The organism is Gordonia amarae NBRC 15530 (genome assembly GCF_000241345.1).
In the GTDB taxonomy this organism is placed as follows: Bacteria; Actinomycetota; Actinomycetes; order Mycobacteriales; family Mycobacteriaceae; genus Gordonia; species Gordonia amarae.
This window is the reverse complement of sequence record NZ_BAED01000061.1, coordinates 61,038-76,987: the sequence shown is the minus strand read 5'-3', so window position 1 is coordinate 76,987 and position 15,950 is coordinate 61,038. Positions and strand designations below refer to the sequence as shown.

The 15,950-nt window shown below is 67.1% G+C and carries 15 protein-coding genes and 1 pseudogene; 9 read left to right on the top strand and 7 right to left on the bottom strand.

The features are described from left to right. Nucleotides 1-41 precede the first annotated feature (41 nt). From GOAMR_RS17670 to cydC, 5 genes are all read left to right on the top strand, one after another. A complete protein-coding gene (locus GOAMR_RS17670) occupies nucleotides 42-902 on the top strand; it encodes an aminodeoxychorismate lyase (protein ID WP_040515715.1) in 861 nt (286 codons plus the stop codon). Between the two features lie 171 nt (nucleotides 903-1,073). Further along, a complete protein-coding gene (locus GOAMR_RS17665) occupies nucleotides 1,074-2,618 on the top strand; it encodes a cytochrome ubiquinol oxidase subunit I (RefSeq protein ID WP_005191008.1) in 1,545 nt (514 codons plus the stop codon). A 12-nt stretch (nucleotides 2,619-2,630) separates the two neighbouring features. Beyond that, nucleotides 2,631-3,728: a cytochrome d ubiquinol oxidase subunit II gene (cydB, locus tag GOAMR_RS17660; protein ID WP_005191006.1), complete on the top strand. Its 1,098-nt coding sequence runs from the start codon at nucleotides 2,631-2,633 to the stop codon at nucleotides 3,726-3,728. Nucleotides 3,729-3,793: 65 nt separating this feature from the next. Next, nucleotides 3,794-5,587 (top strand): thiol reductant ABC exporter subunit CydD, encoded by a 1,794-nt coding sequence (gene cydD / locus GOAMR_RS25655; protein ID WP_083837009.1) that lies wholly within the window; start codon nucleotides 3,794-3,796, stop codon nucleotides 5,585-5,587. Then, nucleotides 5,580-7,307, top strand: coding sequence for a thiol reductant ABC exporter subunit CydC (gene cydC, locus GOAMR_RS17650; RefSeq protein WP_005191000.1), 1,728 nt, complete (start codon nucleotides 5,580-5,582; stop codon nucleotides 7,305-7,307). The genes cydD and cydC overlap by 8 nt, the downstream gene beginning before the upstream one ends. Before the next feature lie 497 nt (nucleotides 7,308-7,804). Here cydC and GOAMR_RS17645 read toward each other — a convergent pair whose 3' ends face one another. The 7 genes from GOAMR_RS17645 to GOAMR_RS17610 form a co-directional block, all read right to left on the bottom strand. Next, nucleotides 7,805-9,001 carry a DUF6297 family protein gene (locus GOAMR_RS17645; protein ID WP_005190998.1) on the bottom strand — a complete coding sequence of 399 codons (1,197 nt, stop codon included), beginning with the start codon at nucleotides 8,999-9,001 and terminating at the stop codon, nucleotides 7,805-7,807. Further along, the gene (locus GOAMR_RS17640; protein WP_005190994.1) at nucleotides 8,998-9,615 is read right to left on the bottom strand and encodes an ABC transporter ATP-binding protein; all 618 of its coding nucleotides are present in this window, start codon (nucleotides 9,613-9,615) and stop codon (nucleotides 8,998-9,000) included. Before GOAMR_RS17640 ends, GOAMR_RS17645 begins: the two co-directional genes overlap by 4 nt. 72 nt (nucleotides 9,616-9,687) lie before the next feature. Beyond that, nucleotides 9,688-10,026 (bottom strand): hypothetical protein, encoded by a 339-nt coding sequence (locus GOAMR_RS17635; RefSeq protein ID WP_005190990.1) that lies wholly within the window; start codon nucleotides 10,024-10,026, stop codon nucleotides 9,688-9,690. A gap of 4 nt (nucleotides 10,027-10,030) precedes the next feature. After that, complete coding sequence (locus tag GOAMR_RS17630; RefSeq protein ID WP_005190986.1) at nucleotides 10,031-10,699, bottom strand: heme-binding beta-barrel domain-containing protein; 669 nt, start codon at nucleotides 10,697-10,699, stop codon at nucleotides 10,031-10,033. Between the two features lie 145 nt (nucleotides 10,700-10,844). Then, on the bottom strand, nucleotides 10,845-11,477 hold the full coding sequence (locus GOAMR_RS17620; protein ID WP_005190979.1) for a TetR/AcrR family transcriptional regulator: 633 nt from the start codon (nucleotides 11,475-11,477) through the stop codon (nucleotides 10,845-10,847). A gap of 13 nt (nucleotides 11,478-11,490) precedes the next feature. Then, nucleotides 11,491-12,435: an alpha/beta hydrolase gene (locus GOAMR_RS17615; protein WP_040515712.1), complete on the bottom strand. Its 945-nt coding sequence runs from the start codon at nucleotides 12,433-12,435 to the stop codon at nucleotides 11,491-11,493. A 17-nt stretch (nucleotides 12,436-12,452) separates the two neighbouring features. Further along, nucleotides 12,453-13,832, bottom strand: a complete 1,380-nt coding sequence (locus GOAMR_RS17610) for a flavin-containing monooxygenase (protein WP_005190973.1) — start codon at nucleotides 13,830-13,832, stop codon at nucleotides 12,453-12,455. Nucleotides 13,833-13,950: 118 nt separating this feature from the next. On the opposite strand from GOAMR_RS17610, the gene GOAMR_RS17605 reads away from it, so the two are divergent. From GOAMR_RS17605 to GOAMR_RS17590, 4 genes and pseudogenes are all read left to right on the top strand, one after another. Then, nucleotides 13,951-14,712: an SDR family NAD(P)-dependent oxidoreductase gene (locus GOAMR_RS17605; protein WP_005190970.1), complete on the top strand. Its 762-nt coding sequence runs from the start codon at nucleotides 13,951-13,953 to the stop codon at nucleotides 14,710-14,712. Then, nucleotides 14,709-14,978, top strand: a pseudogene (locus GOAMR_RS17600) (SDR family NAD(P)-dependent oxidoreductase); the annotation flags it as partial. The gene GOAMR_RS17605 and the pseudogene GOAMR_RS17600, both read left to right, overlap by 4 nt. Before the next feature lie 190 nt (nucleotides 14,979-15,168). Beyond that, a complete protein-coding gene (locus tag GOAMR_RS17595; protein WP_005190967.1) occupies nucleotides 15,169-15,402 on the top strand; it encodes a type II toxin-antitoxin system Phd/YefM family antitoxin in 234 nt (77 codons plus the stop codon). Further along, a complete protein-coding gene (locus GOAMR_RS17590; protein ID WP_005190965.1) occupies nucleotides 15,399-15,794 on the top strand; it encodes a type II toxin-antitoxin system VapC family toxin in 396 nt (131 codons plus the stop codon). The genes GOAMR_RS17595 and GOAMR_RS17590 overlap by 4 nt, the downstream gene beginning before the upstream one ends. Nucleotides 15,795-15,950: the final 156 nt, after the last annotated feature.

Below are 15,950 nucleotides of genomic sequence, written 5' to 3'. Positions count from 1 at the left end.
TCATTCGGCCGAAAGAAATGTGAGCGTGGGATTCTGGGGCGGTGACCGATCGGATTCTGGTGTCCCTCGACGGCGTGGTCCACGACCCCGACGTGCCGTTTCTGTACGCCGACGATCTTGGCGCGGTGCGCGGGGAGGGTGTGTTCGAGACGATGCTGCTGCGGGGCGGCCGGGTGCGGAAGGTGGGTTTGCACCTGGACCGGCTGACCGACGGGGCGCGGCTGCTGGGATTGCCGACGCTTGACCGGGCGGCCGCGGCACGGGTCATCGATATCGCGGCCGCCGAATGGGTGGCGCGCAACGGCGATGCCGAGGCGATGATGCGGCTGGCGTACTCGCGGGGCAGGGAATCGGCTCCCTCGGCGGGACCGACCGGGTATGTGACGGTTGCGCCGGTGCCGGAGCGGATCGTCGCGACGCGGAGCTCAGGGGTTCGGGTGATGACGCTGAATCGCGGCTACACCACGGACTTCGCAGCGGCTGCGCCGTGGCAGTTGCTCGGCGCCAAGACACTGAGCTTCGCCACCAATATGGCCGCGGTGCGGCATGCGAACGGGCAGGGCTTCGACGAAGTCATCTATCTGTCCGCCGACGGCTATGTGCTGGAGGGGGCGCGGGCGTCGGTGATCGCGGTGACCGGTCGCACCCTCGTCACACCGCAGCCCGGGGTGGGGATTCTGCCCGGCACGACGCAGTGGGCGATCTACGCCGAGGCGCGGCGTTCCGGCTGGGAGGCGCGGACGGCGCTGCTGACCGTGGACGATCTGTGCGCCGCCGACTCGGTGTGGCTGATCAGCAGTGTGACGTTGGCCGCGCGTGTCACCGTGATCGACAGTACGGTGATGGCAGCCGGGGACGAGGGCGACTTCCGCGACCTGGTCGATCGGTCGATAACCGAATAACGAACGATTCCAATGTGGCAGCCATCACATTTTATTCAAGATAATTGAGCACTTGGTCGCTGTCTGGAATTGCCGACTCGGCGTAGCGTCGGCCCTATGCTTACTACTGTCCGTAGTAGTGAGTCAGCCCCTGCGCGTCCTCACTGGGCGCGCCGAGTCAAGTAGAGGCCAATGAACGCACTAGACGTGTCTCGATGGCAATTCGGGATCACCACCGTCTATCACTTCGTCCTGGTTCCGCTGACCATCGGCCTGGCGCCGATGATCGCCATCATGCAGACGGTCTGGCACAAGACCGGCAACGAGCAGTGGCTGCGCGCCACCAAGTTCTTCGGGAAACTGTTCCTCATCAACTTCGCCCTCGGTGTGGCCACCGGCATCGTGCAGGAGTTCCAGTTCGGAATGAACTGGAGCGAGTACAGCCGCTTCGTCGCCGACGTGTTCGGCGCACCGCTCGCGCTGGAAGGCCTCGTCGCGTTCTTCCTCGAATCCACGTTCATCGGGCTGTGGATCTTCGGCTGGGAACGGTTGCCCCGCAAGGTGCACCTCGCGTGTATCTGGCTCGCCGCGATCGGAGTCAACGCCTCGGCCTACTTCATCATCGCCGCCAATTCATGGATGCAGCATCCCGTGGGCGTCGTCTGGGATGACGAGCGCGGCCGGCCGGCGATGAACGACTTCTTCGCGGTCGTCACCAACAACACCACCCTCGCGGCGTTCCCGCACGTGATCGCCGGTGCGTGGCTGACCGCCGCGACGTTCGTCGCAGGCATCGGGTGCTGGTGGATGGCCCGTAACTCCTGGCGTGCCCGCAAACTCCGTGCGTCCGAAGAGGTTCCGGTGTCGATCTCGCCGAGCCACGTCGGCGCCACCGCCGACCAGCTCGACGACGACGCCAAAAAGCTGTGGCGCCCGGTCACCCGGTTCGCCCTGTGGATGACAATCGTCGCCGGTGTGGCCGTGATCATCTCCGGCGACTTCCAGGCTCAGATCATGTTCAAGCAGCAGCCGATGAAGATGGCCGCCGCGGAATCACTGTGCGAAACCGAAACGGGTGCGAGCTTCTCAGTGCTCTCCATCGGCCGGCAGAACAACTGCGACAACATCGAACACGTCATCCAGATCCCCAAGATGCTCTCGTTCCTGGCCGACCACACCTTCGACAGTGAGGTCAAGGGCGTCAACGAACTGCAGGAGCAGTACCAGAAGGCGTTCAACACCCCCGGCCAGAACTACGCGCCCAACCTGTTCGTCACCTACTGGGGCTTCCGCGCCATGATCACCTGGGCGGCAGGCTCGGCGCTGCTCGCGCTCGCCGGGCTGTGGCTGACCCGCGGCAAACGGGTCGTCGGATCACGCAAATTCGGCCTGTTCGCGCTGTGGATGATCCCCACCCCGTTCCTGGCCAACGGGTCGGGCTGGATCTTCACCGAGATGGGCCGCCAGCCCTGGGTCGTCGCGCCCAACTGGGAGGACGACCTCGACCCGCTGCGCATCTCGATGATGGTGCAGGACGGCGTGTCCAACCACGTCGCGGGCACCGTGCTGACCTCGCTCATCGTGTTCACCCTGCTGTACGGGGCGCTCGGTGTCGTGTGGTTCATGCTGCAACGCCGCTACGTCATCGAGGGACCGGCCACCTACGACGCGCGGCCACCGGGCCACAGCGACGGCGACGATTCCGATGAACCCACACAACTGTCGTTCGCGTACTAGAGGAGCGGATCGATGAGTCTCGAGAATTTCTGGTTCCTGCTGATCGCGGTCCTGTTCATCGGCTACTTCGTCCTCGAAGGGTTCGACTTCGGTGTCGGGATGCTGATGCCGATCCTCGGCCGCGGACACACCGGCGGCGACACAGAGGTCGCGCCCGATGCCCCCGAAGCCGACCCCGACACCCGGCGCCGCGTGCTGCTCAACACCATCGGACCCGTCTGGGACGGCAACGAGGTGTGGCTGCTTACCGCGGGTGGTGCGCTGTTCGCCGCGTTCGGCGGTTGGTACGCGACGATGTTCACCGCGTTCTACCTGCCGCTGCTGATCATCCTGGTGGGCCTGATCGCACGCGTGTGCGCCATTGAGTGGCGCGGCAAGATCAACGATCCGCGCTGGCGTATGTGGTGCGACGTGGGCATCGGTCTCGGCTCGTGGATCCCCGCGCTGCTGTGGGGTGTGGCGTTCGCCAACGTGGTGCGCGGCCTGCCCATCGACGCCGACGCCCAGTACACCGGCGGCTTCTTCAACCTGCTCAACCCGTACGGGCTGCTCGGCGGCATCACCACCCTGCTGGTGTTCCTCACCCACGGCGCGGTGTTCCTCGGCATGAAGACCTCCGGCGTGCTGCAGCGTGACGCGATGGATCTGGCCAAGAAGCTGGCCATCCCGACGGCCGTCGTCGCGGCGGCGTTCCTGCTGTGGACGCAGTTCGCCTACGGCTCGGGCTGGACGTGGATCGCGGTGATCGCCGCCGCGCTCGCGGCCGTCGTCATGGTGGCCGCCACCTGGGTGGGCCGCGAGGGAATCGCCTTCGCCGCCACCAGCATCGCCATCGTCGGCACCGTCGCCACGCTGTTCGGGTCGCTGTTCCCGGATGTGTTGCCGTCCACCACCGACGACGCGTTCAGCCTCACCATCGCCAACACGTCGTCGAGCCACTACACACTGACGGTGATGACCTGGGCGGCCGTGTTCATCACGCCGGTGGTGATCGGATATCAGGCGTGGAGCTACTGGGTGTTCCGCAAGCGGATCTCCACCGAGCACATCCCGGCGCACACGGGCCTGCCTTCACTCAAGGTGCGAAGTGGAGTTGACTCACTGAAGTGAGCACGTCCGAATCCAGCGGTCCGCCGGTAGATCCCCGGCTGCTGCGGTACTCGCCGGCGAGCCGCATGTACGTCGCGGTCACCGCGCTGCTGGCCTTCGGGACGGTCGTCGCGGTCATCGTCGCCGCGGCGATGACCGCGTCGATCCTGTCCGAACTCATCGTCGACGAGTCCAAGCGGTCGCTGCCGGCGCAGGCCACGCACCTGATCTTGCTGGCCTGCGCGCTGGCCGCCCGGGTGGCGATGACGTTCGGGCACGACCGGTACGCGCACCGGGCGTCGGCGAGGGTCATCGCGCAGTTGCGGGCGCGGGCGCTGGACTCGCTCACCGACCCGGCGCGGACGTCACCACGGGAGCTGCTCGCCCGCCGTGACGACGCGTCGACGGTGCTGCTGCGGGGGCTCGACGCGCTCACGCCGTACCTGTCCGGGTATGTGCCGTCGCTGATCCTCACGATGACCGTCACCCCGACCGTCATCGTCGTCATCGGGCTCACCGACTGGCCGTCGGCGCTGATCATCGTGATCACCATCCCGCTGATCCCGTTGTTCATGATCCTGGTCGGGCTGATGACGAAAGACCGCACCGAACGCAAACTGGCGACGATGTCGCGGCTCACCGCCCAGACGCTCGACCTGATCGCCGGGTTGCCCACGCTGCGCGCGTTGGGGCGGGCGCGGGCGCAGGCGGGACGGGTCGCCGAACTCGGTGCGGCGCACCGTCGTTCGACGATGTCGGCGCTGCGGGTGGCGTTCCTGTCCGGGGCCATCCTCGAGCTGCTCGCGACGTTGTGTGTGGCGCTGGTGGCCGTCGGGATCGGGGTGCGGCTGGTGAACGGGGACATGAGTCTGTACGCGGGGGTGCTGGCGCTGGTGCTCGCGCCGGAGGCGTATCTGCCGCTGCGCCAGGTGGGTTCGAAGTTCCATGATTCGGCTGATGGGCTGGCGGCGGCCAAGGAGGCGTTCGCGTTGATCGAGCCACCTGTTCCGTCGGTTGAGGTGCCCCGTCCGTCGGTGGGGGTGCCCGGTTCGTCGGTTGAGGTGCCCGGTTCGTCGGTTGAGGTGCCCCGTTCGTCGGTTGAGGTGCCCCGTTCGTCGGTTGAGGTGCGAGGAGCGCAAGCGACGAGCCTCGAAACCTCGCGAGCGGACAGTGTCGTCTCACCGGGTTTCGAGGCTCCTCGCCCAGCGGCTCGTCGCACCTCAACCAGCGAGGGGGAAGGGGTTGTCCTGGAAGGGGTCGGGGTGTGTGGGCGTGACGGGTGGGCGCCGAAGGGGTTGTCGGCGACCATCCGGCCGGGGCGGCTGACGATGATCACCGGGCCGAACGGGTCGGGAAAGTCGACGGCGCTCGAGGTGATCATGGGACTGCTCGAACCCGACGAGGGGCGGGTGCTGCGCGGCGGTCTGGACCTCGACGAGTTCCGGCGCCGGATCGCGTGGCTGCCGCAGCAACCGGTCGTCATGCCGGGGACCGTCGCCGACAATCTGACGTTGTTCGCCGACGCCACGCGAACCGATCTCGATGCGGCCGCGGCGGTGACCGGGTTCGACGAGGTGCTCGCCGGGCTGCCGGACGGATACGACACGATGCTCGGCGCCGGCGGTGTAGGGCTGTCGGCGGGGCAGCGGCAACGGCTCGCACTCACCCGGGTGCTGGTGTCGGACGGGACGCTGCTGTTGCTTGACGAACCGACCGCCCACCTCGACCCGGCGTCACACGAGCGGGTGCTGGCCCGGCTACGCGAGCGTGCCGACGGTGGGGATGCCGTCGTCGTCGTGGCCCACGGGGCCGAGGTGCTGCGGCACGCCGACGAAGTCGTCGAGATGGCCACCGCTGTCACGGAGGCAACTCATGCGTAAGAGGTTGGACGCCGACCCGTTGGTGCGGGCGCTGCGGTTTCTGGGACTGAGCCGGCGACCGATGGCGTGGTCGTTGCTGCTGGGCGTCGGCGGGGCGTTGTCGGCGCTCGGGCTGGCGGCGTTGTCGGCATGGCTGATCACCCGGGCCTGGCAGCAGCCGCCGATCCTGTTTCTGTCGGTGGCGATCACCGCTGTTCGCGCACTGGGTATTTCGCGGGGTGTGTTCCGGTACCTGGAACGGCTGGCCACCCACGATCTGGCGTTGCGGGCGATGGCCAGTGCCCGCGAAAGGGTGTATCGGGCTCTGGCGCAGGGCGATCCGGGATTCTCGGTGGGACTCAAGCGTGGTGCGCTGCTGTCCCGTACAGGCGACGACATCGACGAGATCGGTAATGCGCTGATCCGGGGGATCATCCCGATCGGGGTCGGGGCGGTCACCGGGGTCGCGGCCGTCGTCGTGATGGCGCTCGTATCGGTGTGGGCCGCAGTGGTCTTGCTCGTGGCACTGGTGGTCAGCGGTGGGGTGGCGCCGTGGCTGGCGGCGCGCGGATCGGCGCGGACAATCGCCGACTCGGCGGCTGCGACGGCGACATCGGCCGAGGCCACCACCACCGCGCTGTGGCACGCACCCGAGCTGGTCGTCGCCGGTCGTCGTGACTCCGTGCTGGCCGCGGCGACCCGTGCCGACAACGAGGCGATGCGGGCCGCCGACCGTGGATTCGTCTGGCAGGCAGGTGCTGCGGCGGCCACGCCGCTCGCTATCGGGGTGTCGTTGCTCGCGGCCTGCCTGATCGGCATCGACCTCGCATCCGGGGTGTCGGGATCGTTGGCCGGGGTGTCGTCGACATCCGGTGAGCTGACCCCGATGGTGTTCGGTGTGCTGATCCTGCTGCCGCTGTCGGCATTCGAGTCGACCGCACCGCTCACCGAAGCGGGTATCCAGCTCGAACGCAGCCGGCAGAGCGCGGCGCGGGTGATGGCGCTCGTCGACGGGGCCGCCGGATCCGGTGCCGCCGATTCCGACGTCGAGGTGCACGCGGGTCCGGTGACGCTGCGCTGCTCCGGACTCGACTGGGGGTGGCCGGGCGGGGCCTCGCTGGGGGTGGCCGGAGGGCTTTCGCGGGACCTGCTGCCGGGTTCGAGGCTGGTGATCGCCGGACCGAGTGGATCGGGAAAGTCGACGCTACTGATGACCGTGGCGGGGCTGCTCACGCCGAAGTCAGGATCTGTTCTCGCCGAGGATGATTCGTCGGAGGTCGTCGATCTGCGTTCGGCTGTCCGCTATTTCGCGGAGGAAGGGCATATCTTCGCCACCAGTGTCCGGGAGAACCTGCTGGTGGCCAAGGGTGATGCCACGCCCGCCGAGGTCGATGCGGCGGTGGCGGCCGTCGGCCTCAGCGACTGGGTGTCGCGACTGCCCGACGGGCTCGACACCGCCCTCGACGGTGGCGCCGAGTCGGTCAGCGGAGGACAACGGCGACGCCTGCTCCTCGCCCGTGCCCTGCTGAGCCCGGCCCCGGTGGTGCTGCTCGACGAACCCGTCGAACACCTCGACGCCGCCGACGCGGATACATTGCTGCGCCGGATCGTCGAGCCCGGTGGGATGTTCGGGCAGCGGACCGTGGTGGTGGTGACACACCACCTGCCTGAGGGGATCTCCGCGGACGTGACGATCGGATCGGGGTCCGGTCATGCGGTCGTCTCGCCGGACCCCTCGTGACCTTCGCTCCTTCGTCGCTTCGGCCTCAGGGATCAAGGCGGTTGGTGGCGATGCGGCGTCGTTGGGGGAATGGTGGATCGCGGTCACCTTCTTGATCCCTGAGGAGCTTCTCGCGCGAGCTTGCGAGCCCGACGGCGTCTCGAAGGGTCCGGTGCGCCGACTGCCTGGGGTGCGTAAATCTGTTGCGTGGTGCTCAGAGCCGGGCGTAGGTTGGCGATACACGAGGAAGGAGGTGATCCGAATTGATTTCCAATCGGACAAGTGAGGTGGCCATCCGCTGAGGCGGATCCGACCACACCTTGAGGTGTAGGACCCTGGTTCGCCGAGGCGAATCCCAGCTGGTCACCCGGCCTCCGTACCCCGACCGTCCGTCGGCCCGGCTTCCCCGTGAAGCGGTACGGGGGCCGTTTGTATCGTGTGCAGCCTGACCGAAACCCCACCGATGACCGCCGGCATGGCAATAATTGCGATGCCGGCGGCCTCCGGTGGGGTTTGGGTCAGACCATCGTCAGCACCAGGGCTGTTGCGGCCAGCAGTCCATAGCCGCGCAGCTGGGTGGCGAGCAGGTGCGGGGAGAAGGCCGCACCGGTGACCAGCGAGTCGATCAGTATCGGGGCGTCGTAGGGGAGGTCGGGGCGGGTGGCGTGGCGGCAGGCTGCGAGTGTCGCGCCGGCCCACAGGACCACGGTCGCGACGATACCGAGATTCCAGACGAGCAGCACCACAATCGAGTACAGCGTCGCGGTCAGGGCTGGAATCACGACGTGCGGCAGCAGCAGTTCCCGGTCGGTGACGGCCAGCATCCGGGCAACGCCCGAAGCCTGTGCCGCTCCGCGCAACCCGAGTGCCGTCGAGCGTGCGGCGAGCATTCCGAGCAATGCGACGACGACGGTCGCGCCGACATGAACGGTCAGCACCGAGGGAAGCACAGCCGATACCGCCACGGCGACCGCGGCGCGCACGACGGCCTCGGGATGCCTCCGGAGTCTACGCAGGTCGAGCTGAATCAAGGCGCACAACGGATTACGGTGCAGTGCCCGGACAGGCGTGGCGTGGTGGGTGAATTGCCAACGCACCGTTCGTGCCTGGGCGATCCAGTCGGTGTCCATCATGGTCGCCGCCAGCGAGAGTGCGCCCGCATAACCATCGACCGGGGCAATGGTGTTGCGGTGCAAGGAATCCGTGGTGGTTCCGGGGCGAATCGGGTAGCGGATGCGGTCTGTGCGGGCCTGCGTGCGGTATGCCGCGACGACGGCGAGCAGGCCGCCCGCAGCACCGGACGGAACCAGATAGATCAGCACATCCGGCCAGAGCAGACCGAGGACGGCCCCGGCACACGTCACGGCACAGACGATCGCCACGGCGACAGGAACAGTGGCCCGGCGCAGCCGGGGAGCGCGGGGTGCGGGGTCCGACAGCCGCCACCGCAGCGTCGCCCGGTCGACCCGGACCGGCCCCCACACCGTCGCCCACCGATATGCCGCCACCACCGCCACAACCAGGACGGCGGAGAGCACGGCAACCGGATGGCCGGAGGCCCAGGGGGTCAACTCGATGATCCCGGCCACCCGCGCCGGTGTCACGAGGGTGGTGAACCCCGCGATCACCGCCCCGCAGAACACCACCTCGACCCAGGACACGTCGTAGCGACGCATCCAGCCGAACCGGACATCCGGGATACTCACCCCGATCATCGGCCCAGCTCCACCGTGCGATCGGCCACCGCATCGGCGATCAGCGGGCTGTGCGTGGCCAGCAGCACCGCGGTGTCCGACCGTTTCGCCGTCAGGACCCTGTCGATCACCCAGTTCTGGCCGTCGGTGTCGAGGCCGCGTTCGGGTTCATCGAGCACCAGCAGCGAACACGGACGAGAGAACGCCGCGCACAACGCGAATCGCTGCCGTTGACCCGTCGACAGCGCGTGCGGAAAGCGGTCACCGAGGTCGGCGAGCCCAGCGTCGTCGAGCGCCGCGATGACAGCGCCGCCGGCGATGTCCATGCGGTGTGAGCGCCACAGCAACTGCAGGTGTTCGGTGATGGTCAGGTCGAAGAATGAGGCCTGCTCGCCTGTCTCGGCGGAGACCAGGGCACGAAACTCCGGTGACCGGTCGTCGGGAGCCATGCCGAAGACGTCGATGGTGCCGTCATCGAGCCGGTCGTCGTCGATGACGCACCGCAGCAGGGTGCTCTTGCCGGAACCGTTGGGGCCGATGACGACACCGCATTCGCCGGGTCGCACGGTCAGATCGAGGTCGGTGAACAGAGTATGGGAATCAAGGGTGCGATGAGCACCCGAAATGGACAGCATGAGGGGAAAGTCCTTGCGGTCGACAGTGGCAGAGGGCGTCTGCCGGGCCGCACGAATCAGGGGCGGACCGGCTTATGCCGGTACCGCCGGTGCTCGGGGTTCGGCCGAGCACAACAGCAGGACACGCTGTAGTGGAAGAATGTTCGCGGCACGTCGTCGCAGCGGAACCGTCGGAGGTGGTGGGTATTTGGTCGGTGCGCGACGCAACGCAGACAGGACCGCCACCAGCACCCGGCGCAGGGTGGTGTCGGGCCGTGCTCGGCACACCACCACCAGCACGACAGCGGCGATCACCGATGCGACAGACGTCGGGGCGGGCGGACCCAGGATCAGCAGCGCGAGCAGCGGAACCCACATCAGCACGAGATACGCCGCGACCGAACGCGGCGCGCCCTCGTGATTGCGAAACATCGGATCAGCCGACGTGGCGGCGGAGCTTCGCCGACAGCCGGGGGGTGAGGTCACCGTCGGGATCGATGCGTTCCTCGACGTAGGCGAGGTCTCCGTCGGGGACCAGGCCGTAGAGGCGTTTGGCGCCGCCGGTGTGTACACCCGACTCGGCCTTGATCACCACGTCGGTGCCCAGTTCCCACGAGGTCTGGGTGAGAGGCTTACCGTAGAACAGTTCGACCGAACCCTCGGCGTGCGCGAGGAGAAGTTCGATGGTGTCGTCCTCGCCGATGCGCCAGTAACCGGTCTCGCGCAGGTCGGGTCCGACGAAGTTGGCGTCGTCATCGATCACCCAGGAACGGGACTCCCAGTTGAGGAAGTTCTGGCCGTCGTGGCTGACGACAATCTGCTGGGAGAAGTGGTAGTCGTCGCCGGTGAGCGGGTCGTGACCCTCGCCCTCGCCGCGCCACACACCGACCAGTGGTAGCAGACCGAGCAGGCCCGAGTGCAGGTCGGCGCCTTCGCGGAGATTGGCGGTGTCGATGGGCAGCGGCAGATCGTCCCATGTGGGGACGTTCCGTTCACGGCTACCCGAATCGAGAGCCCGTGCCTCGGCATCGGCCACAGCCTCATCGCCCGAACGGCGCAGTTGCTGTTCGGGGAAGTTGCCGCCGTCGTCGGACGGTCCGGTCACGATTCGTCGTTGACCAGGCGGTACAGCACGTAGACGGCGAACCAGGTGATCAGCACAGCGGCGAGCACCAGCAGGATTTCGAAGAAGATGACCACGGGCGTGAGTCTACCGCCGGTCCTGCGAAACAACCGAACTAAGGGTGTGCTCACTTCTCCTGCGTGGTGTTGGAGTAGATCGACCGGCTCCACACCTCGATCAGGGTGTCGATCCGCTCGGCCACGCCCGGGCCCGTCCCCACACCGAGTTGCTCCAGCGACCGTTCGTTGAGTTCGAGTAGGACTGTCGCCAGCGTGACGCTGTCCGGGCCGTCGGGTGCGAGGCCGGCGGCACGGTCGGTGTCGATCATTTCCGCCACCGGGGCGACGAGTGCTGTGCGGGCGGCGTCCCACACTTCGCGCACCTCCGGGTTGTGCTGCCGGGCCGCGAGGATCGCCGCGAACACCTGCTGATGCTGCTCCCATGATGCGAACGTCGCGCGGATCGACCCGGCGATGCGCTCCCGCGGCGACGCCGACCGCACGAACATCAGATTGGTGGCGGCGATCGTTTCGGAATGCATGTCGGCGGCGAGCGCGGCGACGGCGGCGGCCTTGTCGGTGAAGTAGAAGTAGAACCCCGACCGGCTCACCCCGGCGGCCGAGGTGATGTCGGCGATGTTGATCTGCTCGAACGTCCGGCTTTGCAGCAGCTCGTGCAGTGCACGCAACAGGTTCGCCCGGCGCTGATCGCCGCGGGTGGGTGAGCGGCGGTCGAAGACCGCGGGTGCCGGGTCGGTCATGGCGTCGTACCCGTCACAGGGGTGCGGGCACCTGCGGGCGCAGGACCTTGGTCAGAAAAGCGACCTGATGATCGATGATGTGCTGATGCCATCTCTTGCCCGGGTACACGTCGAAATGATCGCACGGGTAGTGCCGGATCAGGGCACCCGCCTTCACTCCCGCCTTGACCGCCGCGTGCACCGGAACGCAGCGATCGTGGTCGGCGATCTGGAACAGGGCCGGGCAGGTGACCTTGCCTGCCGCCCGGTTGGGGCGGTTGGCCAGTGCGTCGAGCGCGATCGACGCGTTCACCTCGTTGCGCCAGGTGGGGCCGGCGATCGAGACGTAGTCGTCATAGGTGCCGGGGAAGTTGATGAGTGCGGTCTCGCCGGGCTGCCCGACGACCGGCGCCATCACGCGCCGACGGCCGGTGCGGGCGGCGAGTTTGTCGCGGGCGGCGAGGGCGAGCAGCGACGCGGTCGACCCGGCCGTCCGGTTGGCGTCGCCGGGTGCCCCTTCGCGATGGGCGGGCGGCTTCTCGTTGGCCAGTGCGGTCACCAGCGGGGTGAGTGAGATGACCGCAGCCACATCAGCTCTGCCGGCCGCGACGTCGAGAACCGTCCCACCCGACATCGATACTCCCCACAGCACGAGACGATCGGGGTCGACGCCCGGCAGTGCGGCGGTGGCGGCGAGAGCGGCACGGTAGTCGGCGATCTGGGCCGGCGGGGAGATGATCTGGCGCGGCTCACCCTCGCTCGCACCGAAACCCCGGTAGTCGAAGGCGACGACGTCGAGTCCGGCGTCGGCGAGCCGGCTGCCGAAGGAGTCCAGGCCGCAGTCCTTGGTGCCGGCGAAACCGTGTGCCATCACCACGGCGGGCCGACCCGCGGGGGTGGTCAGATCGTCGTTCGATGCCGGGAAATACCAAGCATCGCAGGTAGTTCCATCGGAGGTGATGCTGAAAGACTGTGGCATGTGCGTGGCTTCCGTGGTCATCGGGCAAGGGCGGTGGTGCGGCCGGTCAACGGTGAACCCTGTTCGATGGCGCGCACCCGTCCTTCGGGTAACTCGATGACCCGCATTTCCCGTTCGTAGTCGAAGACGTTGAGTTGCTGGGTATGTCGCGGACGATCGAGCATATGGCCGAGGTTCTTGTGCTCGTCGGCGGTGATCACCGCCTCCATCTCATCGACGGCCGGCGGCCGGTACTCGCCCGCCGCGTACGCCGCGATCACCCGCGCCTGACATTCGACGAACGGGAACAGCGTGGGCACTGCCTGCCCGAAACCGGCGAACGCCACGTCGGCGACACCCGGTTTGAAAATCCGCTTGTACAACCGGATCTTGTTGTCGGGTGCGCTGATGAACTCCGGGTCGAAGAACGGGAAAGTGATGTTGTAGCCGGTGGCGTAGATGATCACATCCACCTCATCGACCGAACCGTCGGTGAAATGCACTGCGGCACCATCGAGTCGGTCGATGTTCGGTTTGGCGGTGATGTCGCCGGACCCCAGTCTCAGTGGCAGTTCCACCGACTGGGTGCCGTGCGCGTCGAGGAAACGATGCTCCGGCTTGGGCAGGCCCCACAGTTCGGGATTTCCGGCGAGCGCTTCGGCGGCGTTGTTGACCACCCAGCGGTACAGCTTCGGCGGCACGTACGGCAGTGCTGCGCCGTACTTGTCCACCGGTCTGCCCGCCATGTACTTGGGTACGATCCACGACGCCGACCGCGTCGACAGGAATACCCTGTTACCGGTTGTGCGCGAAGATAACTCGACGGCTATATCGCAGGCGCTGTTGCCGATGCCGACCACGACGATCCGCTTGTCGTGCAGATCCAGCGGGGTGTGTGGATCGATGTAGGAGTGCGAATGGATGATGTCGCCGTCGAAGTCGCCGGGGAAGTCCGGCATCCGCGGATCCCAGTGGTGGCCGTTGGCGACGACCAGGAAATCGAACTCGCGCGCCTGGCCGGATTGCGTGTGCAGGGTCCAGCCACCGTCGTCGTGATGTTCCGCGTGGTCCACCCCGTTGCCGAACTCGATGTTGTCGAGCAGGTCGAAGGCGTCTGCGTAGGAGTCGAGGTACTCCTTGATCTGACTGTGGTGCGGGAAGTCCGGGAAGTGGTCGGGGATCGGGAAATCCTGGAACGTGAGTTTGTACTTCGACGAGTCGATGTGCAGCGACCGGTAGGCGCTGGAGTGGCCGTTCGGATTGCCGAACGCCCAGTTGCCGCCGATCCGGTCGGAGCTCTCGAAACACGTGAAGTCGACGCCGTAGTCGCTGAGCATCTTGCCGGTGGTCAGGCCTGCGATCCCGGCGCCGATGACGGCGATCGACGGGGTGGCGGAATCTCGTGCGGTGCGATCCATCGAAAGCCTTCCGGTAAGGATGTGACCTGTGCAACACTAATGGAAACCTGACAGCTGTCAATTCTAACTGTCACATGTCAACAGAATCCGTCAGTGACGGGAAAGGTGTGTTCGCCGGATGAGTGTTCGCAATGCCATCGTGATCGGGGGCGGGTCCGGGATCGGCCGCGCCATCGCCGCGGGACTGATCGAGGACGGTTACCGGGTGATCGTCGCCGACCGCAACGGTGACAACGCCGCGTCCGTCGCCGCCGAGATCGGCGCGACATCGGCGCAGGTCGAGGTCACCGACGAGGCGGCCGTCGAGAAGCTCTTCGCCGATGCCGCTACCCTGGACGGTGAGTTGCATGCCGTCGTCAACACCGCCGGCATCAGCAGCTGGGGACGGATGGTCGACCACGACGTGCAGCTGTGGCGGGACGTGCTCGACGTCAACCTGGTCGGCGCGTTCATCGTCCTCAAACATGCCGGACGGAACGTCGTCGATGGTGGCTCGCTGGTGTCGCTGGCCTCGCTCAACGCGCGTCAGCCGGGCGACGGACTGTCGGCGTACTGTGCGTCGAAGGCTGGTCTGGCGATGCTCACGCAGGTGGCCGCGCTCGAACTCGCGCCCCGGCGGATCCGGGTCAACGCGATCGCGCCCGGCCTGATCATCACCCCGCTCACCGAGGGATTGCAGGCCATCGACGGCATCGAGGGCGACTACGTGGAGAACACCCCGCTGGGCCGTCCCGGCACGCCCGAGGAGATCGCCGGCGCCGCCCGCTACCTGTGCTCGGACATCGCCGCCTGGATGACCGGGGAGGTCCTCGACATCAACGGCGGCGCTCACCTGATGCGCTACCCGCAGCTCGGCAAGCACCTCGCGGCATTCCTGTGAGTCCCGCACGCGTTGGGGTGAAAGGGTTTTCGGGACGGTCGGCGATCGTGACCGGCGGCGGGTCGGGGATCGGTGCCGCGCTCACCGATGCGCTCGTCGCGGTGGGCGCGAAAGTTCGGTGCGCCGACATCGACCTCGACGCCGCGAAACGTGTTGCCGCGCAGGCGGCCGGGCCCGGTACGGCCGTCGCGGTAGAACTAGACGTCATCGACCCGGCGGCCGTTCGGGCGGTCGTCGACGACGTGGTCGCCGAGACCGGCGCGATGTGCCACCATGCGCGCTGTGCCCATGTCGCTCACGTTTGACTATGCCTTGATTCTCAAGCACGGCCCCGTCGCCCGAGCGTACGGCGCATGGTTGGGGACTGGAAGTGTGTAGACGGTCTCCGCTGGGCAATGCGCGAGATAGGAGCACTTCTGACTAGTACGACTAGTCTTATTGGTGTATGTTTCGGGTATGCGTACGATCACGAGCACTGAGGCGAAGGCCAAGCTGAACGCGGTCTTGGCTGAGATGGAGAGGACGGGCAGCCCGGTGGCCATCACCTCGCACGGTCGTCCGGTGGCGGTGATCTCGCCGGTGACTCCGCGAACGAGGGTGTTCGGGCAGTTTCCCGGGCTGGTGATCCCCGACGATTTCGATGCACCGCTGCCTGACGACGAATTGGCGGCGTGGGACGGTCTCTCGTGACGGCGGTGCTGCTGGACACGAACGCCCTTCTGTGGCTTGTGTCGTCGCCGGAACGGGTGGCCGCGCCCGCCCGGGCGATACTCGACGACCCCGCTAATGAACTGTTCGTCTCAGCCGCTTCGGCGTGGGAGATCGCGATCAAAACCAGGATCGGCCGGCTCGACGGTGCGGGGATCCTGTCGAGTTGGGCGGAGACGCTCAACGCGATGGTGGCGTCGGAACTCGTGATGGATTCGGCGGACGCGACGTTGGCGGGCCAGCTGAATTGGGAGCACCGCGACCCGTTCGACCGGATGATCGTTGCTCAGGCAACCCGGCGCGGACTCGCGATCGCCACCAGCGACCGGGTGATCGGCAAAGGTGCGATGACCCCGGTCATCGTCACCGGATAGTTCCCCCGGGCGCATGCGGCGTCGTCCATGTGCCTGATCGTAGGCGGATCCGGTGGGCGCGTGCCGATGGTCGTCAGCCCACGTGAACGATCGCCGGCGCGGTCATCGTCACCGAAGAATCACCGAGGCGGCCGAGGGAAGGCAGGGCACCGCTGT

Bases quoted from the DNA above. Each gene is read 5' to 3' on its own strand.
- GOAMR_RS17645 (WP_005190998.1), bottom strand. From the start codon at position 9,001: ATGATCGGGGTGAGTATCCCGGATGTCCGGTTCGGCTGGATGCGTCGC.
- GOAMR_RS17635 (WP_005190990.1), bottom strand. From the start codon at position 10,026: ATGTTTCGCAATCACGAGGGCGCGCCGCGTTCGGTCGCGGCGTATCTC.
- GOAMR_RS17640 (WP_005190994.1), bottom strand. From the start codon at position 9,615: ATGCTGTCCATTTCGGGTGCTCATCGCACCCTTGATTCCCATACTCTG.
- cydD (WP_083837009.1), top strand. From the start codon at position 3,794: ATGTACGTCGCGGTCACCGCGCTGCTGGCCTTCGGGACGGTCGTCGCG.
- cydB (WP_005191006.1), top strand. From the start codon at position 2,631: ATGAGTCTCGAGAATTTCTGGTTCCTGCTGATCGCGGTCCTGTTCATC.
- GOAMR_RS17620 (WP_005190979.1), bottom strand. From the start codon at position 11,477: ATGACCGACCCGGCACCCGCGGTCTTCGACCGCCGCTCACCCACCCGC.
- GOAMR_RS17595 (WP_005190967.1), top strand. From the start codon at position 15,169: ATGCGTACGATCACGAGCACTGAGGCGAAGGCCAAGCTGAACGCGGTC.
- GOAMR_RS17605 (WP_005190970.1), top strand. From the start codon at position 13,951: ATGAGTGTTCGCAATGCCATCGTGATCGGGGGCGGGTCCGGGATCGGC.
- GOAMR_RS17610 (WP_005190973.1), bottom strand. From the start codon at position 13,832: ATGGATCGCACCGCACGAGATTCCGCCACCCCGTCGATCGCCGTCATC.
- cydC (WP_005191000.1), top strand. From the start codon at position 5,580: ATGCGTAAGAGGTTGGACGCCGACCCGTTGGTGCGGGCGCTGCGGTTT.
- GOAMR_RS17665 (WP_005191008.1), top strand. From the start codon at position 1,074: ATGAACGCACTAGACGTGTCTCGATGGCAATTCGGGATCACCACCGTC.
- GOAMR_RS17615 (WP_040515712.1), bottom strand. From the start codon at position 12,435: ATGCCACAGTCTTTCAGCATCACCTCCGATGGAACTACCTGCGATGCT.